At 61.4% G+C, this 21,158-nt stretch carries 20 protein-coding genes and 1 riboswitch; of the genes, 8 read left to right on the plus strand and 12 right to left on the minus strand.

Annotated features, from left to right (window positions below; all coding sequences use genetic code 11):
- Positions 1-38: 38 nt before the first annotated feature.
- The gene (locus tag HQ912_RS25900) at positions 39-647 is read right to left on the minus strand and encodes a YqiA/YcfP family alpha/beta fold hydrolase (RefSeq protein ID WP_047227287.1); all 609 of its coding nucleotides are present in this window, start codon (positions 645-647) and stop codon (positions 39-41) included.
- A gap of 694 nt (positions 648-1,341) precedes the next feature.
- On the opposite strand from HQ912_RS25900, the gene HQ912_RS27970 reads away from it, so the two are divergent.
- Together HQ912_RS27970 and HQ912_RS25905 are read left to right on the plus strand one after the other, a co-directional pair.
- Positions 1,342-1,644, plus strand: coding sequence for an IS3 family transposase (locus tag HQ912_RS27970; RefSeq protein WP_047230570.1), 303 nt, complete (start codon positions 1,342-1,344; stop codon positions 1,642-1,644).
- Positions 1,641-2,477, plus strand: coding sequence for an IS3 family transposase (locus HQ912_RS25905; protein ID WP_047230569.1), 837 nt, complete (start codon positions 1,641-1,643; stop codon positions 2,475-2,477). Before HQ912_RS27970 ends, HQ912_RS25905 begins: the two co-directional genes overlap by 4 nt.
- Positions 2,478-2,732: 255 nt before the next feature.
- On the opposite strand, the gene HQ912_RS25910 is transcribed toward HQ912_RS25905, so the two are convergent.
- From HQ912_RS25910 to HQ912_RS25925, 4 genes are all read right to left on the minus strand, one after another.
- Positions 2,733-3,089: a DUF6124 family protein gene (locus tag HQ912_RS25910; protein ID WP_047230571.1), complete on the minus strand. Its 357-nt coding sequence runs from the start codon at positions 3,087-3,089 to the stop codon at positions 2,733-2,735.
- A 911-nt stretch (positions 3,090-4,000) separates the two neighbouring features.
- Positions 4,001-4,816 (minus strand): 3',5'-cyclic-AMP phosphodiesterase, encoded by an 816-nt coding sequence (gene cpdA / locus HQ912_RS25915; protein WP_047225882.1) that lies wholly within the window; start codon positions 4,814-4,816, stop codon positions 4,001-4,003.
- Positions 4,817-4,939: 123 nt separating this feature from the next.
- Positions 4,940-5,392 carry a DUF1249 domain-containing protein gene (locus HQ912_RS25920; RefSeq protein WP_047225883.1) on the minus strand — a complete coding sequence of 151 codons (453 nt, stop codon included), beginning with the start codon at positions 5,390-5,392 and terminating at the stop codon, positions 4,940-4,942.
- On the minus strand, positions 5,383-6,000 hold the full coding sequence (locus HQ912_RS25925) for an NUDIX domain-containing protein (protein WP_076382912.1): 618 nt from the start codon (positions 5,998-6,000) through the stop codon (positions 5,383-5,385). Before HQ912_RS25925 ends, HQ912_RS25920 begins: the two co-directional genes overlap by 10 nt.
- A 214-nt stretch (positions 6,001-6,214) precedes the next feature.
- On the opposite strand from HQ912_RS25925, the gene HQ912_RS25930 reads away from it, so the two are divergent.
- The gene (locus HQ912_RS25930) at positions 6,215-6,961 is read left to right on the plus strand and encodes a DUF3298 domain-containing protein (RefSeq protein ID WP_076382914.1); all 747 of its coding nucleotides are present in this window, start codon (positions 6,215-6,217) and stop codon (positions 6,959-6,961) included.
- On the opposite strand, the gene cytX is transcribed toward HQ912_RS25930, so the two are convergent.
- Both cytX and thiC read right to left on the minus strand, forming a co-directional pair.
- Positions 6,930-8,222, minus strand: coding sequence for a putative hydroxymethylpyrimidine transporter CytX (gene cytX / locus HQ912_RS25935; protein ID WP_047225886.1), 1,293 nt, complete (start codon positions 8,220-8,222; stop codon positions 6,930-6,932). The genes HQ912_RS25930 and cytX overlap by 32 nt on opposite strands.
- Positions 8,223-8,391: 169 nt before the next feature.
- Positions 8,392-10,281 (minus strand): phosphomethylpyrimidine synthase ThiC, encoded by a 1,890-nt coding sequence (gene thiC / locus HQ912_RS25940; RefSeq protein WP_047225887.1) that lies wholly within the window; start codon positions 10,279-10,281, stop codon positions 8,392-8,394.
- Between the two features lie 175 nt (positions 10,282-10,456).
- Positions 10,457-10,562, minus strand: a riboswitch (TPP riboswitch).
- A gap of 154 nt (positions 10,563-10,716) precedes the next feature.
- Here thiC and HQ912_RS25945 point away from each other — a divergent pair.
- Positions 10,717-12,156, plus strand: a complete 1,440-nt coding sequence (locus HQ912_RS25945; protein WP_047225888.1) for a TolC family outer membrane protein — start codon at positions 10,717-10,719, stop codon at positions 12,154-12,156.
- Between the two features lie 125 nt (positions 12,157-12,281).
- On the opposite strand, the gene waaA is transcribed toward HQ912_RS25945, so the two are convergent.
- Together waaA and HQ912_RS25955 are read right to left on the minus strand one after the other, a co-directional pair.
- Entirely contained in the window at positions 12,282-13,556 is a 1,275-nt protein-coding gene (waaA, locus tag HQ912_RS25950) for a lipid IV(A) 3-deoxy-D-manno-octulosonic acid transferase (protein WP_047225889.1), read from the minus strand.
- A gap of 22 nt (positions 13,557-13,578) precedes the next feature.
- Positions 13,579-14,469 (minus strand): LysR family transcriptional regulator, encoded by an 891-nt coding sequence (locus tag HQ912_RS25955; protein ID WP_047225890.1) that lies wholly within the window; start codon positions 14,467-14,469, stop codon positions 13,579-13,581.
- A gap of 104 nt (positions 14,470-14,573) precedes the next feature.
- Between HQ912_RS25955 and HQ912_RS25960 the strand changes: the two genes are divergently transcribed.
- The 4 genes from HQ912_RS25960 (at position 14,574) to HQ912_RS25975 (ending at position 18,096) form a co-directional block, all read left to right on the plus strand.
- Positions 14,574-14,906: a DMT family transporter gene (locus tag HQ912_RS25960; protein WP_047225891.1), complete on the plus strand. Its 333-nt coding sequence runs from the start codon at positions 14,574-14,576 to the stop codon at positions 14,904-14,906.
- A 205-nt stretch (positions 14,907-15,111) separates the two neighbouring features.
- Positions 15,112-16,287 carry an NAD(P)/FAD-dependent oxidoreductase gene (locus HQ912_RS25965; protein WP_076382920.1) on the plus strand — a complete coding sequence of 392 codons (1,176 nt, stop codon included), beginning with the start codon at positions 15,112-15,114 and terminating at the stop codon, positions 16,285-16,287.
- The gene (locus HQ912_RS25970) at positions 16,284-17,096 is read left to right on the plus strand and encodes an aldo/keto reductase (protein ID WP_047225893.1); all 813 of its coding nucleotides are present in this window, start codon (positions 16,284-16,286) and stop codon (positions 17,094-17,096) included. Before HQ912_RS25965 ends, HQ912_RS25970 begins: the two co-directional genes overlap by 4 nt.
- Positions 17,097-17,130: 34 nt before the next feature.
- Positions 17,131-18,096, plus strand: a complete 966-nt coding sequence (locus HQ912_RS25975; RefSeq protein WP_047225894.1) for a hypothetical protein — start codon at positions 17,131-17,133, stop codon at positions 18,094-18,096.
- 152 nt (positions 18,097-18,248) lie between these two features.
- Here HQ912_RS25975 and hldE read toward each other — a convergent pair whose 3' ends face one another.
- The 3 genes from hldE to HQ912_RS25990 all read right to left on the minus strand — a co-directional run bounded on the left by hldE (position 18,249) and on the right by HQ912_RS25990 (position 21,069).
- Positions 18,249-19,670, minus strand: a complete 1,422-nt coding sequence (gene hldE / locus HQ912_RS25980; protein ID WP_047225895.1) for a bifunctional D-glycero-beta-D-manno-heptose-7-phosphate kinase/D-glycero-beta-D-manno-heptose 1-phosphate adenylyltransferase HldE — start codon at positions 19,668-19,670, stop codon at positions 18,249-18,251.
- A gap of 90 nt (positions 19,671-19,760) precedes the next feature.
- Positions 19,761-20,372, minus strand: a complete 612-nt coding sequence (gene cysC / locus HQ912_RS25985; protein WP_173407452.1) for an adenylyl-sulfate kinase — start codon at positions 20,370-20,372, stop codon at positions 19,761-19,763.
- Positions 20,365-21,069 (minus strand): sulfotransferase family 2 domain-containing protein, encoded by a 705-nt coding sequence (locus HQ912_RS25990; protein WP_173407453.1) that lies wholly within the window; start codon positions 21,067-21,069, stop codon positions 20,365-20,367. The genes cysC and HQ912_RS25990 overlap by 8 nt, the downstream gene beginning before the upstream one ends.
- Positions 21,070-21,158 lie beyond the last annotated feature (89 nt).

Consider the following 21,158-nt stretch of genomic DNA (forward strand, 5'->3'; position numbering starts at 1 on the left):
GTCTCGTCGTCAGTGTTCAATGAAAAAGAGGCGATGGCTCACAGCGACGTGAAGTCGATCGCCTGGTACAAATCGGCGCCAATGCCGGCAAAACTCAACAGTGCCGGCAACTGCTGGGCAAACCCTTGAAAACTGTGGTCGCCGCCGGCCTGGATGCGCAAGGCACAGGCGCGGTAATACTGCTGGGCGTGGCGATAATCCAGCGTTTCGTCACCGGTTTGCAACCATACCTGATACCGCTGCGGATCCTGGGGCGCCGGCACTTCCAGTTCGGCCAGGGCCGTGACGTGGTCGTGGGTCAATTCCCAGGTTTCATCGGTGTACAAATTCTTCTGCGTGCCCAGGTAACCGTCGAACATCCGATGGGGGCTGACTGCAGGGTTGACCAGCAGGGCCTTGAGCCCGTGGCGCTCGGCCAAGTGAGTCGCATAGTAGCCGCCGAGCGAGCTGCCGACCAGCAGTGGGCGGCCCAGTTGTGCAATCGCCTGTTCCAGCTGACCGATGGCCTGGCGGGGGTGGTGATGCAAGGCGGGCACCTGTAGCTGGTCGCTGAGGCCGAGGCGTGCCATTACTTCGATCAACTGACTGGCCTTGGTCGACGCTGGGGCGCTGTTGAAGCCGTGGATGTAAAGGATCGAACCCGACATTGCCGACTCCCTGGGTGTTGGGCAAAGGGCGGAGTTTACAGGGAGATTGCGGTGATTGGGGGGGATTTGCCCGTGTTGTCGCCTCCTATGATCCGTCGATCACAGCACCTGTGGGAGCAAAGCTTGCTCGCGAGGCGGCTTTGTAGCCGATCTGTTTCTCCCGGTTGTACTTCGATCAAACTGTGGGAGCGAGCCTGCTCGCGATGGCGGTCTGATTGAGTACATATCCATTGCTGCGGTAACGGCTACTTATGGTTCCGCTCTTACAGCGGCTCACTTTTGAGAAGCGCAAAAGTAAGCAAAACGCTTTTGCCCCACCACTCGGCACCTCGCCTAGGCTCGGCGTGCCCTCACTCCGGCATTGCTCCGTGGGCCCGCCGCGAAGGGCCATCCATGGCCCAGCGCGGCTATCCCGGCATCCATGCCGGGATGCCCACTCCACAATGCCTGCGTTCGGCCAGCGTGGTTAACGGGGCGCCCAAGATCAACGTCCACCGCGAGGCGGCCTGAGAGCCGACCTGGCTTAGGGTGATCGCGTTTCTCCTGTGGGAGCGAGCTTGCTCGCGATGGCGATGGGTCTGCTTGCATCAATGCTGAATGTGCCGCTGCCATCGCGAGCAGGCTGAACTGGCCTAATGATTTTGGACACTTCAATCGGGCGCTATGATGGCGCCCAAATCTGAGGTGTTTGGATATGCGCAAATCTTATTCCAGTGAGTTCAAGCTCAAGGCTGCCAGCATGGTGCTGGACGAGGGCCAGTCCGTTCCCGAAGTCTGTGCCAGCCTGGATATTGGCCCTACCGCCTTGCGCCGTTGGGTCGACCAGGTTCGCAAAGAGCGCTTGGGTTCGACCCCCGAGGGGGCTAAGGCGATTACCGCCGATCAGCGAGAGATTCAGCAGCTCAAAGCGTTGCTCAGGCAAAAAGACCTGGACATTGAAATCCTAAAAAAGGCCAGTGCTCTCCTGCTTTTGGACTCCAAAGATCATTCTCGTTGATCAACGAGCTGGACGAGCAGTACGGCGTTAACAATTGCTGTCGGGCGTTTGGGGTCAACCGCAGCAGCTTTTACGCCTGGCGTCAGCGCCAAGGCAAGGTGAAGCCTGAGCGGGAGAAACTCAAAGCCGTGCTGGTCGAGCATCACAAGGAATCCAGAGCATCCGCCGGGTCTCGCACCCTTTCCAAGGAACTGCAAGCAAAGGGGCATCGTGTCGGGCGACATCTGGCTCGCAGTTTGATGCGCGAAGCCGGTGTTGCCAGTCATCAGCGGCGGCGGCACAAGTACAAATCTTCCGGCGTGGAAGCGCTGGTAGCGCCGCATGTGCTCAAGCGCAAGTTTGATGTCACGGCGATCAACCAGGTGTGGTGTGGAGATGTGACGTACATCAAGGTGGGTAAGCGCTGGATGTATTTCGCGGCAGTGTTGGATTTGTTTGCTCGCCGGATCGTGGGGTGGTCGTTTTCAATGATTTCCGATGCCACGCTGACCTGCGAAGCGTTGCGAATGGCGGTTCAATTGCGAGGCTGTCCAAAAGAGGTGCTGTTTCATTCTGACCAAGGTTGCCAATACACCAGCCACAAATTCAGGAATGAGATGCGCAAGCATGGACTCCTGCACAGCATGAGTCGTAAAGGTGAGTGCTGGGACAACGCCCCGATGGAGCGTTTCTTTGGGAGCCTGAAATCAGAGTGGGTGCCAGACGATGGCTACAGCTCGGAGCATGAAGCCCGCGTGGATGTGCAACGTTATGTGATGCGATACAACAACGTCAGGCTCCATAGCTACAACGACTACCGGTCGCCGGTAGCCATGGAGAAACTGGCGGCGTGAAACCTTAACTGGTGTCCAGAATTACTTGACCAGTTCAGGCTCGCTCCCACAGGGATTTGTGGTGAATGCGATACCTGAGAACAACTCGAAAAAAATGTGGGAGCGAGCCTGCTCGCGATGGCGGTGGACCAGCTTGCATCAGCGTTGGATGGACCACCATCTTCGCGAGCAAGCTCGCTCCCACAGTTGGATTGAAGTACTGCCACCGGAGACAGGTCGGCGATAAGTGCTCCCCCACAATGCTTCCGCTCGGCGCTAGCGCGGATCGACGATATCCAACGCCCGGTTCGCCAACAATTCACTGAGTTCGATCATCTGCTGGACTCCCAGGGCGAAATGCCGACGCGAGCCTTCCAGGTCGAAGGTCAGGTCGCCGAGCATGGCGTTGGCGGAGGCTAGGGTTTCGCTGAGGTTGGCTAGGAGGGTTTCGGTGTCTGCGCTCTCCGCGACGGAGAACAGTTGGCTTGAGGGTTGTTTCTTCTTGGGTTGGGGCTTGGGGTCGAGATAATGGTCGATGGCGCGCTTGGCGGCTTCATCGAGTTTTTGGGGATCGAGACCGGCGTGGGGTGATGAGGGATCAGTTTCGGGGGGATTGGGTGTGGCTTTGAACATAGGGTGACACTCCGTTTACTGGTTGGAGCTACCACGTTCGTTTCCAAGCGAGGGGGTGGCAGCCGTACGCAGGTTGGAAAACCGGGGTAAACGAGCCCGACAGACCCGAAGGTCTCCCGCGCACAGCCGCCATAACGAAAGCATGGTCAAAAAACGACCGCAAGCATACGTTATGAAGGGCGCTTTCGCGCCGTCTACTTATCGGATTTCCAAGCCCGGCCGCTGAATTTGCAGCGACGGAAAAAGACTAGCGACAGCCCTTCCCACCCGGCAACCGCCAGAGTTCGTCGGAAAAATCTACTGCAGCCCGGAGGCCTGTCCGACCATTCCCACAATCCTGGTCGGCTGTCAGGCCGCCATCGCGAGCAGGCTCGCTCCCACACTGATTTCGGTCGCTTATAAGATCAGTGCCCACCGCCAATCTTGTGGGAGCAAAGCTTGCTCGCGATAGCGGTGAGTCTGCTTGCATCAATGCCGAATGTACCGCCGCCTTCGCGAGCAAGCTTTGCTCCCACAGGTCCAGCTCAAACAAGTCTGATGGGTGTACACCTGCAAGAGCCAGGCCGGCTCTCAGGCCGCCTCGCGGTGGAGGTTGATCTTGGGCGCCCCGTTAACCACGCTGGCCGAACGCAGGCGTTGCGTAGTGGGCAACCCGGCATGGATGCCGGGTTAGCCGCGCTGGGCCATGGATGGCCCTTCGCGGCGGGCCCACGGAGCAATGCCTTCGTTCGGGCATGCCGAGCCTAGGCGAGGCACCGAGTGGTGGGGCAGAAGCGCTTTGGTTACTTTCGCGCTTTTCGAAAGTGACCCGCCGTAAGGGCGGAACCATAAGCCGCCGTTACCACAGCAATGGATATGTACTCAGTCAAGCCGCCATCGCGAGCAAGCTCGCTCCCACAGTTGGGCCGAACTTAATACCCGTTGGAGCCATAGTCCGGGGTAAACGCAAACCCAACCACCCGCTCAACCCCCGTCTCCAACCGCCCATCCGGCAAAAGCCGCAACCACCGATACCCCGGCGCCTGCCCCCCCACCGCAAAATCCTCACTCCCCGGCTCAAACTGAATACAGGTCGAAGGCGAAGCCAACAAACGAATCCCCTCACGCACCTGATCAACCTCCTGATGCACATGCCCCCACAGAACAGCACGCACCTGAGGAAACCGATCCAACACCGCAAACAGCGCCTCAGGATTACGCAACCCAATCGGCTCCATCCACGCACACCCAATCGAAACAGGATGATGATGCAGGCACACCAAGTGATGTCGCTCCGGCGCCTCGCTCAAGGCATTGGCCAACAGAATCAACTGCTCCTCAGCCAAAAACCCCGGCACAGAACCTGGCACGGCAGAATCGAGCATCGTCACCCGCCAATTGCCAATGTCCACCACCGGATCGAGCAACGTACTCTTGACCGCCGCCTCAAGCATCACCTGCGGCTCATCATGGTTACCGGGAATCCAACGCGCCGGCGCGTCGATACGCGCACTCAGTTGCCGAAACGCCTCATAGGACTGCAGCGTTCCGTCCTGGGACAAATCCCCAGTGGCAAGCATCAGGTCAATGTTCGGCTGCTGCTTGAGCACCAAGTCAATGACCGCCCGCAGGCTGTCGCGGGTGTTCATGCCCAGCAACGAAGCGTCGGCCTCGGCAAACAGGTGACTGTCAGACAGTTGGACCAGCAGCGCCGTATCGGCGGTGGTCAAGGTGGATACGCTCGGCAAATCGCTCTCTCCCAGGCGCGACTACGCCATTGGATGAAGCGGCAATTATGCTGGGGAAGATCGAAAGGGGAAACCCGCGAACCGGAACCGGTTCACAACCAGTGTCCAGTTTTTGACCGGCAGCTACCGAACAACCTCGAATTCGTGGCCCAGCGCCAGGCAATGACTCAGCCATTCCCCCAGAAACAGGTTCAACTGGGCCTTTTCATCCGGTTGGTGCATCGACGCATTGGGATAAGGATAGATGCCGCGAAAACGTCGCGCATGTTCGGCGCTCACGACTTCGGCCATGCGCGCATCGTGATAGACCTGCACTTCCAGTTGCGGCACCGGCAACCAGGGCAGGCTGTGTTCCTGGCGCACTTGCAAGGTGGTGGTGTATGGGCAGGTTTGCAGCACTTCAATGGCCAGCACGCCGAGCATCTGGTCGCCATGGGTCACGGCGATGCGCCGGGGCGCGGGGTCGTTGCGCATGTCCGGCAACAAGCGCATCAGGCGGGCGTAGTTGGCCTCGCAGGCGGCCTGCAACCCGACCAGATCGACGCGATAACGGTCGCGCAGCTTGCTTAAGACCATAGCCCCCTCACTTCATCGCGATTCAAGGCCAGCCATTGCAAGGCAATGATGCTGGCCGCGTTGCAGATCTGCCCGTCGCGCACTGCTTGCAAGGCATCTTCAAAAGCCCAGACCTTCACACGAATGTCCTCGGCTTCTTCCACAAGCCCATGCAGGCCACCGGCCCCCGCACTGTCGCAACGCCCCAAATAAAGATGCACGAATTCATTGCTGCCGCCCGGCGATGGAAAATACTTGGTCATCGGCCAGAGCGCAGCGAAGACAAGCCCAGCTTCCTCCTGCGCTTCGCGATGAGCAACTTCTTCCGGTTGCTCGTCCTTGTCGATCAGGCCGGCCACCAGTTCCACCAGCCAGGGGTTGGTGGTCTTGCCAATGGCGCCGACGCGAAACTGCTCGATCAGTACCACCTCATCGCGTTGCGGATCGTAGGGCAGCACGCACACCGCGTCATGACGCACGAACAGTTCACGGCTGATTTCACGGCTCATGCCACCGGCAAACAATTCGTGGCGCAGGTGGACGCGATCGAGTTTGTAGAAACCCTGAAAGCAGTTTTCACGCTTGACGATGTCCACGGCGCTCGGTGTGGCGTTGGCGAAATCGGTCATGACAGTCCTCGTTTGCAGCGGATCGATGCGAGGTTCCAGCCTCGGCTTCGCGCCATCCTAACGCGCCCGTACCGTTTGATGCAGCCCCTTTCCCGTCATCGGGATAGACGGCTGCCCTCAAAGCCACTCTAATGAGCTTAGTGGCGAACTGATTGCCCTGCCGACAGTCGAAGCGGGTAACTTTTCGCCTTTCCCTGTTTCATGAAGGACGCCCATGTCGCTTTTCAAAACCCTTTGCGTGGCCACTATTGCCCTGACCCTGGGCGCTTGCCAAAGCCTGTTCCAACCCAACTACCGCGCTCCGCTGGAAACCACCCGCGATGCCTCGGAACAACTGCAACCAGGATGCGCCAGCGCCGACTGCCCCTTGGTCAACATTGACACCCTGCGCTTTCCCGCCGAGCCGGCCTTGGACGGCATTATCGAGAAACGCCTGCTGCAAATGACCCGCACCACACCGGACGCTCCGGTGGCGCCGACGCTGGCCGCCTACCGCGAGCAGTTTTTGCGCAGCGCCGCGCCGCGCAACAGCAGTTACTTGCAAGCCAAGGTACGGGAGCAGCATGACGGCTTGGTGATCATCGAATTGTCCAGCTACCTGGACACTGGCGGTGCGCACGGTACACCGGGTCGTGGTTTCATCAACTATTCACGCCAACAGCACAAGGTATTGACGCTGTCGGACATGCTGCTGCCGGGCCAGGAAGAGGCGTTCTGGAAAGCCGTGCAGGTCGCCCACAACAGCTGGCTGATCAGCACCAAACTGGATCAGGAACCGGAGTTCGTGAAGCAGTGGCCGTTCCAGAAAACCCCGAACGTGGCGCTGACCTACGGCGGCGTGATCCTCAAGTACCAAGTGAGCACCATCGCGCCATACGCCCTGGGCCACATCGAACTGAAGATCGCTTACCCGCGCCTCAATGGCATCCTCAAGCCCGAGCTGTTTCCCGGCCGTAGTTGAAAGCCCGGCCCAGTATCAGTTGCAGCAACCCTGCCAGGACCAGCGACGGCAGGGTGGCGCCGATGTCCGGGTAGAAGTTGGCCAGCAGGTGATAGGTGCTCACCCCGCCCAGCCAGGCCAACAGTGCCGGCCAGCACAACGCCGCTGACACGACCCGGCTGGCGCGCTTGCGCAGGATGAAGTGGTCCACCAGCACCACCCCGAACAGCGGTGCGAACACCGAGCCGATCAGCAACAGGAAATTCTGATACTGCGCCAACGGCGCGAAGCAGGCGATCAAGGTGCAGACCACGCCAATCGCCAAGGCCAGGTGCTCGACTTTCAACCCCGTCAGCATGCCGCTGGACACCGCCGCCGAGTGGATATCAGCGAAGGCATTTTCCGATTCATCCAGCAAAATCAGCAGCAGCGGGATGCCCAGCCCGGCGCCCGCCAGGGCCAGCAACAGCGCGTTGACTTCACCGCTCGGCGCGAACGCCAGGGTATAGGCCACGCCCAGGCTCATCAGCCAGAAATTACCGATAAAGAACCCCAGCGCGGTGCCGCCGAAGACGTTTTTTGCGCGTTTGCCGAAGCGTGAGTAGTCGGCAATCAGCGGCAACCAGGACAGCGGCATGGCTATCGCAATGTCGAAACCGACGGCAAACGGCATCGAACCATCTCCCGCCCGCGCCCACAACGCCGCCAGATCAGCCTTGGCAAACAGGTTCCAGGTCAGCCAGATGCACGCCGCCAACAGCAGCCAGATGCCCCACTTGCGCAGGACCTTACGCACGAACGTCAGCGGCCCGCTCACCGCCAGCAGGGTCGCCAGTGCGCCGAAAAACAACGTCCACAGCAGAGGGTTCGAGCCCAGGCTGCCCTCGCTGAAGGCCCGGGCGCCGAGCAGGCTGGCGGCGTCACGCATGACGATGATTTCGAATGAGCCCCAACCGATCAACTGCAACAGGTTCAACACCGCCGGCACGCTCGCACCCTTGCCACCCAGGCTGAGCTTGAGGGCGGCCATGGCCGACAGGCCGGTGTCGCTGCCGATCACCCCGACGGCCGCCAGCAGCAAGACGCCCACCAATGTGCCGAGGAAAATCGCCAGCAACGAACCGCTCAGGCCCAGGCCCGGCGCGAGCAAGGCGCCGACCTGCAAGACCATCAGGCCGATGCCGAGGGAGAACCACAGGGAAAACAGATCGCGGGCGCCGAAGACGCGCCTGTCCAAGGGGACGGCGGCGTCGGGGGAGTAGGTGCTGGGTTGGATGTTCAAAGTTGTTATCTCGGGGGATATTTGTTGTTCTGGCGATTGCTATCGCGAGCAGGCTCGCTCCCACAGGAGATTTGCGGCGAACACAAAATTTGTGAACAACCGAGATCCACTGTGGGAGCGAGCCTGCTCGCGATGACGGCGGTGAAGTCACCGCCGCCCTCAGCATTGATCAGACTTTCTTATAAAGCTGACTACCTTCCTTCTTGAACCGCTCAGCCTGTTCCGCCAAGCCCTGGGCGACATCGACATCCACCGCTTCAATGCGCTGGTTGGCCGCGTACTCGCGCACTTCCTGGGTGATTTTCATCGAGCAGAACTTCGGCCCGCACATCGAGCAGAAATGCGCGACCTTGGCCGAATCCTTCGGCAGGGTTTCATCGTGGTACGAGCGGGCGGTGTCCGGATCCAGGCCGAGGTTGAACTGGTCTTCCCAGCGGAACTCGAAACGCGCCTTGCTCAAGGCGTTGTCGCGGATTTGCGCGCCTGGGTGCCCTTTGGCCAGATCGGCCGCATGCGCGGCGATCTTGTAGGTGATGATCCCGGTCTTCACGTCATCCTTGTTCGGCAGTCCCAAGTGTTCTTTCGGGGTGACGTAGCAGAGCATGGCGCAACCGAACCAGCCAATCATCGCCGCACCGATACCGGAGGTGATGTGGTCATAGCCCGGCGCAATATCGGTGGTCAGCGGGCCGAGGGTGTAGAACGGCGCCTCGTCGCAGCACTCCAGCTGCTTGTCCATGTTCTCTTTGATCAACTGCATCGGCACGTGGCCCGGGCCTTCGATCATGCACTGCACGTCATGCTTCCAGGCGATCTTGGTCAGCTCGCCGAGGGTTTCCAGCTCACCGAACTGCGCTTCGTCGTTGGCGTCGGCAATCGAACCCGGACGCAGGCCATCGCCCAGCGAGAAGCTGACGTCGTAGGCCTTCATGATTTCGCAGATGTCTTCGAAGTGGGTGTAGAGGAAGTTCTCTTTGTGGTGCGCCAGGCACCACTTGGCCATGATCGAACCACCACGGCTGACGATGCCGGTGACGCGCTTGGCGGTCATCGGCACATAACGCAGCAGCACGCCGGCGTGGATGGTGAAGTAGTCGACGCCCTGCTCGGCCTGTTCGATCAACGTGTCGCGGAACAGCTCCCAGGTCAGGTCTTCGGCCACGCCGCCGACTTTTTCCAGGGCCTGATAGATCGGCACGGTGCCGATCGGAACTGGCGAGTTGCGGATGATCCACTCGCGGGTTTCGTGGATGTGCTTGCCGGTGGACAGGTCCATGACCGTGTCCGAACCCCAGCGAATCCCCCAGGTCAGCTTCGCCACTTCTTCTTCGATGGACGAGCCCAGTGCGCTGTTGCCGATGTTGCCGTTGATCTTCACCAGGAAGTTACGGCCGATGATCATCGGTTCCAGTTCGGTGTGGTTGATGTTGGCCGGGATGATCGCGCGCCCCCGGGCGATTTCGTCACGCACGAATTCCGGGGTGATGACTTTCGGCACACTGGCACCGAAGCTGTGGCCGGCGTGTTGCTGGTCCAGCAGGCCGGCGGCGCGGGCCACTTCCAGCTTCATGTTTTCGCGGATGGCGACGTATTCCATCTCAGCGGTGATGATGCCTTTGCGCGCGTAGTGCATCTGGCTGACGTTGGCGCCGGGTTTGGCGCGACGCGGGTTGTTCACATGGGCGAAGCGCAGTTTGGTCAGCTCGGGATCGGCCAGGCGTTCCTGGCCGAAGTTGGAGCTCAGTCCCGCCAGGCGCTCGGTGTCGCCACGGGCTTCGATCCACGGTGAGCGCACATCGGCCAGGCCTTTGCGTACGTCGATGATCACATTCGGGTCGGTGTAGGGACCCGAAGTGTCGTACACCACCACGGGCGCATTGATTTCGCCGCCAAAGTCGGTGGGGGTCACGTCGAGGCTGATTTCGCGCATGGGCACGCGAATATCCGGGCGGCTGCCCTGGACATAGATTTTTTGCGAGCGGGTAAAGGGCTGAACCGATTGCTCATCGACCTTGGCCGAATCACTGAGGTTGGTCGCGTTTTTTGATTTTGTCGTCATCACGGGCTCTCCAGACACACATCCAGGCAGTGGATTTTTGTCGGAGCGAACCTGTAACGAATGGACGCGTCCCTGCACGAGAGTGCGGACGCTGTGCTTGCTGCTCGAGGCTGCTCGAAGATCGAAAGTCGATTGTCGAACAACATCCCGGACGAAGCACAAGAGGACTCGCCGGGTGACGAGAAATCTTGTTCCCTACGCAGGCGCTAACCTGATCAGGTTCAACGGGATCCGAAATTATTCGATCTCAGCCTCATAGCAAGGCACCCCGACAAGAACCCGGCCAGTCTAGACACAACCACGCCAGAACGCCATCGCCAGGGCAAAAGGCGTGATGAATGGCGCATATACAGGATTGTTGCCGTGCGCGGGCGCAACTACACTCGCTACGCCGCGCCTCTTGTGCGCAATCATTTGAGAAGTAGGGAACGCCTCATGCTGCGCAAACTCTCACTGGCCCTTGCCGTGTCTTGTGCGTCCAATGGAATGGCCTGGGCTGCCGAAGCGCCCTTGACCACCAAAACCGATCTGGTGAGCGTGTACCAGGAAGCGGTGGACAACAACGCCGACCTGGCCGCCGCCCGCGCCCAGTATGGCGCCCAGAAAGAAGTGGTGCCCCAGGCGCGCGCCGGGTTGCTACCCAACCTGTCGGCCGGTGCCGACCTGAACAACACCCGTACCGAGCTCGACGAGCCCGCCATGACCGCCTCCCGTAGCGGTACGGTCTACCAGGCCACGCTGTCCCAGCCGATTTTCCGTGCCGATCGCTGGTTTCAGTTCCAGGCGGCGAAGTCGGTCAACGAACAAGCGTCGCTGCAACTCTCGGCCACTGAACAGAACATGATCCTGCAAAGCGCCGAGAGCTATTTCAACGTGCTGCGCAGCCAGGACAACCTGGCCTCGACCAAGGCCGAGGAAGCGGCGTTCAAGCGTCAGCTCGACCAGTCCAACGAGCGCTTCGACGTGGGTCTGTCGGACAAGACCGACGTGCTGCAATCCCAGGCCAGCTACGACACCGCGCGAGCCAACCGGATCCTGGCCCAGCGGCAGGTCGACGACGCCTTCGAAGCCCTGATCACCCTGACCAACCGTCAGTACAACTCGCTCCAGGGCATCGTCCACACGCTGCCGATCCTGCCGCCGGCACCGAACGACGCCAAGGCCTGGGTCGATACGGCCGCCAAGCAGAACCTCAATCTACTGGCCAGCAACTACGCCGTCACGGCCGCCGAGGACACCCTGCGTCAGCGCAAGTCCGGGCATGCCCCGACCCTCGATGCGATCGCCCAATACAAAAAAGGCGACAACGATGGCCTCGGTTTTACCAACCCCAGCCCCACCGGTCAGCGTTATGGTGGCGATGCCGAGCAACGCACCATCGGCCTGCAATTGAGCATCCCGATCTACAGCGGCGGGCTGACCAGCTCTCAGGTTCGCGAATCCTACTCGCAACTGACTCAGACCGAACAACAGCGCGAGGCCCTGCGCCGGCAGGTGGTGGAGAACACCCGCAACCTGCACCGGGCGGTGAATACCGATGTGGAACAGGTCCAGGCCCGCCGCCAGTCCATCATCTCCAACCAGAGCGCAGTGGAAGCCACGGAGATCGGTTACCAGGTGGGCACGCGCAACATCGTCGATGTACTCGATGCCCAGCGTCAGCTGTACACCTCGGTGCGCAACTACAACAACGCCCGCTACGACTACATCCTCGACAACCTGCGGCTCAAGCAGGCAGCGGGTACGTTGAGCCCGTCGGATCTGCAGGACCTGTCGCGCTATCTCAAACCCGACTACAACCCGGACAAGGACTTTCTACCGCCGGATCTGGCACAGGCTGCGGCGGAGCAACTGCGCTCGCGGCCGACGCAGTAACCCCTCGGAGGGAAGCCCCCTCAGCAACCTCCCTGTGGGAGCAAGGCTTGCCCGCGATGAATACAACTCGATCGCCCTGGAACCGGGGCGCTTGCATCGCGAGCAAGCGTTGCTCCCACAGATACTCAGTCGATCAACCGCCCCAACCCCTCCAGTAACCGCTGCAACGCGCCCTGATTGGTGCGCATCACCGCAAGCCCCGCCTCGGCCATGCGCTGGGCATCGCGAGGCAGTTCGAACAGGCGTTGTACCGCCAAGGCCAGGCTTTCGGCGTCTTCGACTTCCGTCAGCGCCCCGGCCTCGCGCAGTTGCGCGGCAATTTCGAGGAAGTTGAACAGGTGCGGCCCGCTGAGCACCGGTTTGGCCAGTGCCGCCGGTTCCAGCAGGTTATGGCCGCCGTTGGGTACCAGGCTGCCGCCGACAAACGCGCTGTCGGCCAGCGCGTAGAGAAACAACAGCTCGCCCATGGTATCGCCCAACAGCACCGTGGTCTGGGCAGTGACAGGCTGTGCGCTGGAACGCCGCACCGTGGCGAAACCTTCGTTCTCACACAATTGATGCACTGAATCGAAACGCTCGGGATGGCGCGGCACCAGGATCAGCAACGCATCGGGATAACTGGCGAGCAACCGACGGTGGGCGGCCAGCACCACCTCATCTTCGCCTTCATGGGTACTGGCGGCGATCCACACCGGGCGCTCCGTCGCTTGCCACTCATGGCGCAAGGCGCTGGCGCTTTCCAGCAGTTGCGGATCGATGGTCAGGTCGAACTTGATCGAACCGGTGACCTCGACGGTTTGCGCCCGGGCACCCAACTGGCGCAAGCGCTCGGCCTCGGCTTCGGTCTGGACAGCGAACAGGCTCATCTCGGCGAGCATTGGCCGGGTGAGTTTGGGCAAACGTGCATAACCGCGCGCAGAACGCTCCGACAGTCGTGCGTTGGCCAAGGCAACAGGAATGCCGCGCCTGGCACATTGATGAATGTGGTTGGGCCACAACTCGGTTTCCATGATCACCGCCAGCACCGGCCGAACCCGATCGAGGAAACGGTTGGCCGCGCAGGGCAAGTCGTAGGGCAAATAGCAATGCTGGATGCGTGGCTCGTTGGCGAACAACGCCTGGATGCGCTCGGAACCGGTGGGCGTCATGCAGGTGACCGTGATCGGCAGCTGTGGATAACGTTGCAGCAAGGCGCGGATCATCGGCGCGGCGGCAATGCTCTCGCCCACCGACACGGCGTGGACCCAGATGCCTCCCGGCACCATCACCGGCAACCCCCAGGAAAAACGCTCGCCGATGCGCCGGGCGTAGGCCGGCGCCTTGCGTGCCCGCAACCAGAGCCGAATCGCTACCAGTGGCAGCCCCAGATAAAACAATGCGCTATAGAGAGTTCTGTTCATGGCGGCGGAGTTTATCGGGTTTTCAGCCGATCGCCTGCAACTGCACGGCAAAACGTTCCGCCAGCCAGCGCGCGGCCGGGCCCAACGGCTCATCGCGGCGCCAGACCAGCTCCACCACCAGGGCCGGCGGGGTCCACTCACTGTTGAGCTCGACCATATCCCCCAGGTACGCCGGGTACTGCACCACATGCCGTGGCAGCCACGCCCAGCCCAGGCCGCTTCTCAGCCATTCGGCCAAGACGTAGAAACTGTCGGCGCGCCAGACCTGCGGGCTGGCCTGTTCACTCCCGGGGTAGACACTGGACTGGGTCGCCATGAGCAATTGCCGATGCCGGGCCATTTCCAGGCAGGTCACGTAATCATGGCTCGCCAGTGGATGCCCCCTGCCACAGACCGTGACCATCTCGACGCTGCCCAGCACCCGGCGCTCCAGCGCTTCGGGGATCTGGTCGTGATAAAACAACAACCCCAGGTCAGCGCGGCGCTCCACCAGTTTGCGCGCCACATCGCCCTGCGCGGCGCTGGCCAGTTGTACCTCGAGGGTCGGGAACCGCTCGGCCAGGGCCGCCAGGCTGTCGATGACCGGCTGATAGGGCATCGCCTCATCCTGAGCCAGGCGCAACATCGCCTCCTGACCGCGCATCAGGGCCAGGGCCCGGCCATTGAGACGCTCACACTGGCGCAGCACTTCCCGCGCCTCTTCCAACAAGGCCTCGCCGGCTTCGGTGAGCTTCGGCTGGCGGCCACTGCTGCGCTCGAACAGCGTCACGCCCAGGTCGGTTTCCAACAACGCAATCGCGCTGCTAATGGCCGATTGAGCCTTGCGCTGGTCCCGCGCCACGGCGGAAAACGAACGTTTCTCGGCGACACCGACAAACAGCCGCAGCTGCTCCAGATTCCACAGAACACTCATGCCCCGACCTATCTCGTATACAGATAGGTAATGACTTTACCCCATCTGACCGTGCCCTAAAATGTCCACACAGAAAGACGCACCCTTCAAGAGGATTTTCGCCTATGAACGCTTACTACTACCTGGCCATCGCCATCTGCGCCGAAGTGATCGCCACCGTGTCGATGAAAGCGATCAAAGGCTTGAGCACACCCCTGCCTCTGCTGCTGGTGATCGCTGGCTACGGCATCGCATTCTGGATGCTGACCCTGGTGGTGCGCACCGTTCCGGTGGGCGTGGCGTATGCGGTCTGGGCCGGAATGGGGATCGTCATGGTCAGCGTGGCGGCGCTGTTCATCTACGGGCAGAAGCTGGACGTGCCGGCGATGCTGGGGATGGCGTTGATTGTACTGGGGGTGGTGGTGATCCAGCTGTTTTCCAAGACTGCCGGGCACTGAAAACATGGATTAGTGGGGCTGATAGCACATGTGCGGCAAGGAGAAATCTGTGGGAGCAAGGCTTGCCCGCGATAAAATGACGCGGTCTCTCTGGAACCGAGGCGCCGGTATCGCGAGCAAGCGTTGCTCCCACAGGTTGAGCGGCGAAAACTCCATCCATCGAGTCTGTATACTGCGCCCTCGTCTTGAACACTGAGGTCGCTGCATGCCATCCGTTATTTCCACCGACGTTCTGATTGTCGGCGCCGGAGTCGCCGGCCTCTGGCTGAATGCGCGCCTGCGCCGCCAGGGCTTTTCGACTGTGTTGGTGGAAAGCGCCAGCCTCGGCGGCGGGCAGAGCATCAAATCCCAGGGCATCATCCATGGTGGCGCCAAGTACGCCTTGCACGGTGCCCTCACCGGCGCCTCGGAAGCCATCGCCGACATGCCGCGCCGCTGGCGCGAAGCCCTGGCCGGCGAGGGCGAACTGGATCTGTCCGGCGTGCGCCTGCTGTCCGAAGCTCACTACCTCTGGTCTCCCGGCACCCTGGCCGGCAACCTCACCAGCTTCTTCGCCAGCAAGGCCGTGCGTGGGCGGGTCGATCAGGTCAAGGGCGAGCAACTGCCGCCGGCCCTGCAAGACAAGCGCTTCAAGGGCAAGGTCTATCGCCTGGCCGAGTTGGTGGTGGACGTCCCCAGCCTGCTTGCGCGGCTGGCAGATCTGGCCGGCGATGGTTTGCTGGCCGGCAAAGATATCGAGCCGTTGCGCGACGGCGACGAACTGATCGGCCTCAAGGTTGATGGCCGCGAGATCCGCGCCCAGCGTATCGTCCTCAGCGCCGGGGCCGGCACCGCCGATCTGCTCAGTGCCCTGGGCCTGGAGCAACCGGCCATGCAGCGTCGGCCATTGCACATGGTGCTGGTCAAGGGACCGAGCCTCAAGCCGCTGTACGCTCACTGCCTGGGGGGCGGGCCGAAGCCGCGCATCACCGTGACCACCCACCCGGCCGCCGATGGCCAATGGGTCTGGTACTTGGGCGGCGACATTGCCGAAGCCGACGGCGTGGCCCGCGAGCCCGCCGCGCAGATTGCTACCGCCCAGAAAGAACTTGGCCAATTGCTGCCCTGGGTCGACCTCAGCGCCGCACAATGGGCCACGCTGCGGGTCGACCGCGCCGAACCGCTGCAATCGGGCCTGACCCGCCCGGACAACGCCTTTCTCGCCGAACAGGATCGCCTGCTGGTGGGCTGGCCGACCAAACTGGCCCTGGCCCCGGACTTTGCCGATCGAGTGATCGCCACGCTGCAACGCGATGGCATCACCCCCAGCCATCCGGCGCCATTGCCGGACCTGCAGAAACCGCCCATGGGCATCCCGGCCTGGGAGCAACTGCTGCCATGAGCCAACCGACCCTGCACGACTTGCATCGCCCGCTGGGCAATAACGGCCCGCGGGTTTCACCCCTGGGCCTGGGGACCGTCAAGCTCGGCCGCGACCAGGGGGTCAAATACCCCAACGGTTTCCAGATTCCCGATGACGACGAAGCGCGCATGCTGCTCAAACTGGCGCGTGACCTGGGCATCAACCTGATCGACACCGCGCCGGCCTATGGCCGCAGCGAAGAACGCCTGGGCCCGTTGTTGCGCGGCCAGCGTCAGGATTGGGTGATTGTCAGCAAGGTCGGTGAAGAGTTCAGTGACGGCCAGTCGCACCACGATTTCAGTGCCGCCCACACCCGACTCTCGGTGGAACGCAGCCTCAAGCGCCTGGAAACGGACTACATCGACATGGTGCTGGTGCACTCCGACGGCAACGACCTGGCGATCCTCAACGACAGCGAGGTCTACCCAACCCTGGCGGCGCTCAAGCGCGAGGGCAAGATCGGCGGCTTCGGTTTTTCCGGCAAAACCGTCGAGGGCGGTTTGAAAGCCCTGGAGCAAGGCGATTGCGCGATGGTCACCTACAATCTGAACGAACGAAACGAGAAGACTGTCATTGACTACGCAGCCTTGCATGGCAAGGCCATTCTGGTGAAGAAAGCCTTGGCCAGCGGTCACGTCTGCCTGAACCCTGGCGTGGACCCGGTCCGGGCCAGCTTCGAACTGTTGTTTGAACATCCCGGTGTCGCCAGTGCTATTGTCGGCACCATCAATCCGCTGCACCTCGCCCATAACGTCGCGACCGTAGCCAAGGTCCTACGTAAAAACTGACGCCGCCCTGCGCGGCCTTAAGGAAGGAGCCGACATGCCGCGCACGCTCATCAGAAAAAACCCCAGCAACTTCAAGACCCTGCCCCTGTTCGTCGAAGCGACACCCGAAGGCCTGACTTACCAGAGCGTCGGGATGCCATTGAATTTTTCCCAGACCTTGCAGCGGCGCCGTCCGGTGACGGTGGACGACCCCGAGCGTTTTTCCCTGGAACTGGCAAACCTCGGTGTCTCGGTGCGCCTGACCCTGCACTGGCAGAACCGCGACTATTGGGTGCTGGTGCGCCAGCGTCGACAGGACCGCGGCGACGTGGTGCTCAAGTTGATTTCCGGTTATGTCCCGGCCCATGAGCTGAACCTGCCGCTGCTCACCGCCATCAGTGAAATTGCCGAAGAATGCCTTCTGGAAACCCCCGAGGGCTGGCTTGGCGGACGCTTCAATGACACCTGGTTGCCCGCGCCCTACGCCACCGCCCTGCATTATCGTGAAGCCTTGCCGTTTCGCCTGACGCCGCTGTCCGGTTCGGCCCGCCCAGTGCGCAGCGCCAACCTGCAACTGATCGAGCGACCACGCGCCTACGTGCACCTGCCGACGGCCTCGCTGCAACTGATTTACGATTTGCGCCTGGATGTGCCTAAGGAAGCCAAGTCCCTGAGCCTGTTTCATGTGGATGAGCGCCTGGAGGGAGACCAACTGGTGGCGCGCCTGGACCGCAAGCGACCCGATCTTTACCTGATGCCGCTACAGGACGGCCAACCCTTGCCCGAGCTGTACACCTTGAAGAAGGATCAACTGTACCCGGCCAGCACCCGCGGGCTGTACCTGGCGGAGAGTTTTGCCAGGCAGGACGGCTGGCTGGTACGAGACGAGCGGATTCGCTGGAAGGATTGGCTGCACCAGCAAGGGCTGACGCCACCGGGCAAGGAGTCGGGGCTGACCCGGCTGAGGGGCAAGGCCCGGCAATTGCTCAAGAAGATTGTGCCGCGCAAGGTGGCTCGTTAACGTCATCGAGTTGGTGATGGGCCCTGTGGGAGCGAGCCTGCTCGCGATGGCGTTGGACCCGTCAGCCTCGATTTGGCTGACACATCGCTATCGCGAGCAGGCTCGCTCCCACAGGTTGGCGCATTGCCTGACACATTGTCACCAGCAAAGGCTCAGTGATTGCGGATCTTTTCCACAATCGCCGTCGTCGAGCTGTTTTCCACCAGCCCCAACACCTTCACAGTGCCGCCGTAGGCCGCGACAATGTCCGCTCCCACGACCTGATCGATCCCGTAATCACCGCCCTTGACCAGCACATCCGGCTTGACCTCGCGCAGCAGGTTTTCCGGCGTGCCTTCGCTGAAGCTGATCACCCAATCCACCGCGCCAAGACCAGCCAGGACCGCCATGCGCCGGTCGACGCTGTTGATCGGCCGCCCAGGTCCTTTGAGACGACTCACGGATGCATCGTCGTTGACCGCGACGATCAGGCGATCCCCCTGGGCCCGGGCCTGCTCGAGATAGGTCACGTGGCCGGCATGCAGGATGTCGAAGCAGCCGTTGGTGAAAACGATTGTCTCGTTGTGGGCACGGGCGTCGTCGACGGCCAGCAGCAATTGCTCCAGGCCCAGCACGCCCCGCTCGGAGCCTTCTTCGCGCTGGATCGCGCGGCGTAGCTCCGGGGCGCTGATGGCGGCAGTACCGAGCTTGCCGACGACAATGCCCGCCGCCAGGTTCGCCAGGGCCACCGCATGGGGCAGTTCCTCGCCGGCGGCGATGGCTGCGGCCAGGGTGGAAATGACGGTATCGCCGGCACCAGTCACGTCGAACACTTCACGGGCACGCGCCGGCAGGTGCAACGCCGGATGATCGGGACGCAACAGGGTCATGCCATGTTCGCCACGGGTCACCAGCAAAGCGCCGAGGTCGAGGTCTTGCATCAGCTGTGCGCCTTTGCTCACCAGTTCGTGCTCATCGGCGCAACCGCCGACGATGGTTTCGAATTCGCTGAGATTCGGCGTGATCACGCTCGCGCCGCGGTAGATCGAGAAATCCTTGCCCTTGGGGTCAGCCAGTACCGGAATGCCACGGGCACGAGCGGCCTGGATCAGCGCCTGATGGTTTTTCAACGCACCTTTGCCGTAGTCCGACAACACCAGCACCTTGACGCCTTCGAGCAGGTTATCGACCTCCGCCCCGAGGGCCAGGGGATCGGTGGCGAACGGTTCTTCGAAATCGATCCGCAACAGTTGCTGGTGACGGCTCATGACCCGCAGCTTGACGATGGTCGGCTGGTGCGCAACCCGCTGGAATATCGCCCGCACGCCGGCGCCATTGAGGCTATTGGTCAGGCTGTCGGCGGCTTCGTCGTCACCGGTCACCCCCACCAGAGAGGCCGGTGCACCAAGGGCGGCGATGTTCAAGGCAACGTTGGCGGCACCACCGGGACGGTCCTCGATGTGTTCGACCTTGACCACCGGAACCGGCGCCTCAGGGGAAATCCGTGAGGTACCGCCATGCCAATAGCGGTCGAGCATGACATCGCCGACCACCAATACAGGGGCTTGATCGAATCGCGGCATGGACAACTTCATGGAGCATCCCACATACAAAATGAACAGGGCCGCGATATTAGCACAGGGTTGGCGAAGGCTCGTCCATGGCCCTCCTGACCTGCGCTTTTTTCATTCCTTTTGCAGCAGTGCCGAAAGTCGGCCAACGGCTTGGGCCAGTTCCACCTCGCTGGTATCGATCTCACAGTCGGGCGACAGCGGCGCCTCGTAGGGGCTGTCGAGCCCGGTGAAATTCTTGATCCGCCCGGCGCGCGCTTCCCGATACAACCCCTTGGGATCACGCTGGGCGCAAACTTCAAAAGGCGTGCTTACATAAACCTCCAGAAAGACGCCCTGAGGGAACAATTTTCGCGCCGTCTCCCGATCAGCGCGAAACGGGGAGATTGCTGCCACTATCACGATCAGGCCGGCATCGACCATCAAGCGCGCCACTTCGCCAATCCGGCGGATATTTTCCTTGCGCGCCTCGGCGTCCATCCCCAGGTCACGGCACAACCCCCGGCGCAGGTTGTCGCCGTCGAGCAGGCAGGTGTGCAAGCCTTGCTGGTTGAGCTGCACCTCCAAAGCATTGCCCAGCGCAGACTTGCCCGCACCTGATAGCCCAGTCAGCCAGATACAACGCGGCCTCTGGGACTTGATCGCGGCCCGGTCCTTTGGCGCAACAGCCAGTGCGCAAGGGCCAATCTCTGACTTTGGCATCAACACCTTTGACGTTTCATTCATAGCCGAGCATCTCGTAGTCACGTTGATACACTCGCCGTACCAAACGGCGGGTACGCACAGAGCAGATTTCCCGGACCGGCAACGCCACGCGTTGCTGGGTACGATTTACGTGGGGCAACGTTGCAGTCAACCCCAAATGCTCGCACACCCTTTGATAATCACGGCTCAGGTACTCCTGATAACCGATGAAGTCCATCGCCAAGTGGCCAAGGGAGTCGGTGAGGAAATCCGTCTGGGCGGTGAAATGCAATTGCCGTGTAATGTTTTCCGGATGCAGCCAGCGGGCGACGAAATCATCGAAGTCCCGATAATGACTTACCAGGTTTTGTGCGGCATGATCGCGTGCTCCCAACGTATTCCCTCGCAGGAAAGCATAGGCCGAATATGTGCGCTCCAACGGGTCACGGACAAAAGCAAATTTGAAGCTGCCCGCGTACTGCTCTGGAAATTGCTCCTGGTACCAGTACAGCGGCAAGTGACCCGGGCTGTAGCCATCGAACATGCCCGTGCAAATGCTGCTTCCGGCGCACTTGGGCACATGGATGAACAGACAAGCGCGCTGCGTGAAGGCTTTGGGGAAGCGGCAGTTGGCTGACATCGATTTGTTCACGATCTGTCGGTCAACCACCGACAAGCGTCCCAACAAGAAGGAGCGCTGCGACTTGGGCAGCAGCTTCCAGAGATAACGTTGCAGCATTCGAATACCCGCGCGCCGGGGGTTACCCCCTAATGATCCAAAATTCGTTCAGCAGGACTTCCTGTAGTCGGAACCATATCAAGCGCGGG

Source organism: Pseudomonas sp. MPDS (assembly GCF_013283895.1).
Classification (GTDB): Bacteria; Pseudomonadota; Gammaproteobacteria; order Pseudomonadales; family Pseudomonadaceae; genus Aquipseudomonas; species Aquipseudomonas rhizophila.

What these genes read in the sequence shown, in the direction of transcription:
- HQ912_RS25900 (WP_047227287.1), bottom strand. Translation starts at nt 647, where the DNA reads ATGTCGGGTTCGATCCTTTACATCCACGGCTTCAACAGCGCCCCAGCG.
- HQ912_RS27970 (WP_047230570.1), top strand. Translation starts at nt 1,342, where the DNA reads ATGCGCAAATCTTATTCCAGTGAGTTCAAGCTCAAGGCTGCCAGCATG.
- HQ912_RS25910 (WP_047230571.1), bottom strand. Translation starts at nt 3,089, where the DNA reads ATGTTCAAAGCCACACCCAATCCCCCCGAAACTGATCCCTCATCACCC.
- HQ912_RS25920 (WP_047225883.1), bottom strand. Translation starts at nt 5,392, where the DNA reads ATGGTCTTAAGCAAGCTGCGCGACCGTTATCGCGTCGATCTGGTCGGG.
- HQ912_RS25925 (WP_076382912.1), bottom strand. Translation starts at nt 6,000, where the DNA reads ATGACCGATTTCGCCAACGCCACACCGAGCGCCGTGGACATCGTCAAG.
- HQ912_RS25930 (WP_076382914.1), top strand. Translation starts at nt 6,215, where the DNA reads ATGTCGCTTTTCAAAACCCTTTGCGTGGCCACTATTGCCCTGACCCTG.
- thiC (WP_047225887.1), bottom strand. Translation starts at nt 10,281, where the DNA reads ATGACGACAAAATCAAAAAACGCGACCAACCTCAGTGATTCGGCCAAG.
- HQ912_RS25945 (WP_047225888.1), top strand. Translation starts at nt 10,717, where the DNA reads ATGCTGCGCAAACTCTCACTGGCCCTTGCCGTGTCTTGTGCGTCCAAT.
- waaA (WP_047225889.1), bottom strand. Translation starts at nt 13,556, where the DNA reads ATGAACAGAACTCTCTATAGCGCATTGTTTTATCTGGGGCTGCCACTG.
- HQ912_RS25955 (WP_047225890.1), bottom strand. Translation starts at nt 14,469, where the DNA reads ATGAGTGTTCTGTGGAATCTGGAGCAGCTGCGGCTGTTTGTCGGTGTC.
- HQ912_RS25960 (WP_047225891.1), top strand. Translation starts at nt 14,574, where the DNA reads ATGAACGCTTACTACTACCTGGCCATCGCCATCTGCGCCGAAGTGATC.
- HQ912_RS25965 (WP_076382920.1), top strand. Translation starts at nt 15,112, where the DNA reads ATGCCATCCGTTATTTCCACCGACGTTCTGATTGTCGGCGCCGGAGTC.
- HQ912_RS25970 (WP_047225893.1), top strand. Translation starts at nt 16,284, where the DNA reads ATGAGCCAACCGACCCTGCACGACTTGCATCGCCCGCTGGGCAATAAC.
- HQ912_RS25975 (WP_047225894.1), top strand. Translation starts at nt 17,131, where the DNA reads ATGCCGCGCACGCTCATCAGAAAAAACCCCAGCAACTTCAAGACCCTG.
- hldE (WP_047225895.1), bottom strand. Translation starts at nt 19,670, where the DNA reads ATGAAGTTGTCCATGCCGCGATTCGATCAAGCCCCTGTATTGGTGGTC.
- cysC (WP_173407452.1), bottom strand. Translation starts at nt 20,372, where the DNA reads ATGAATGAAACGTCAAAGGTGTTGATGCCAAAGTCAGAGATTGGCCCT.
- HQ912_RS25990 (WP_173407453.1), bottom strand. Translation starts at nt 21,069, where the DNA reads ATGCTGCAACGTTATCTCTGGAAGCTGCTGCCCAAGTCGCAGCGCTCC.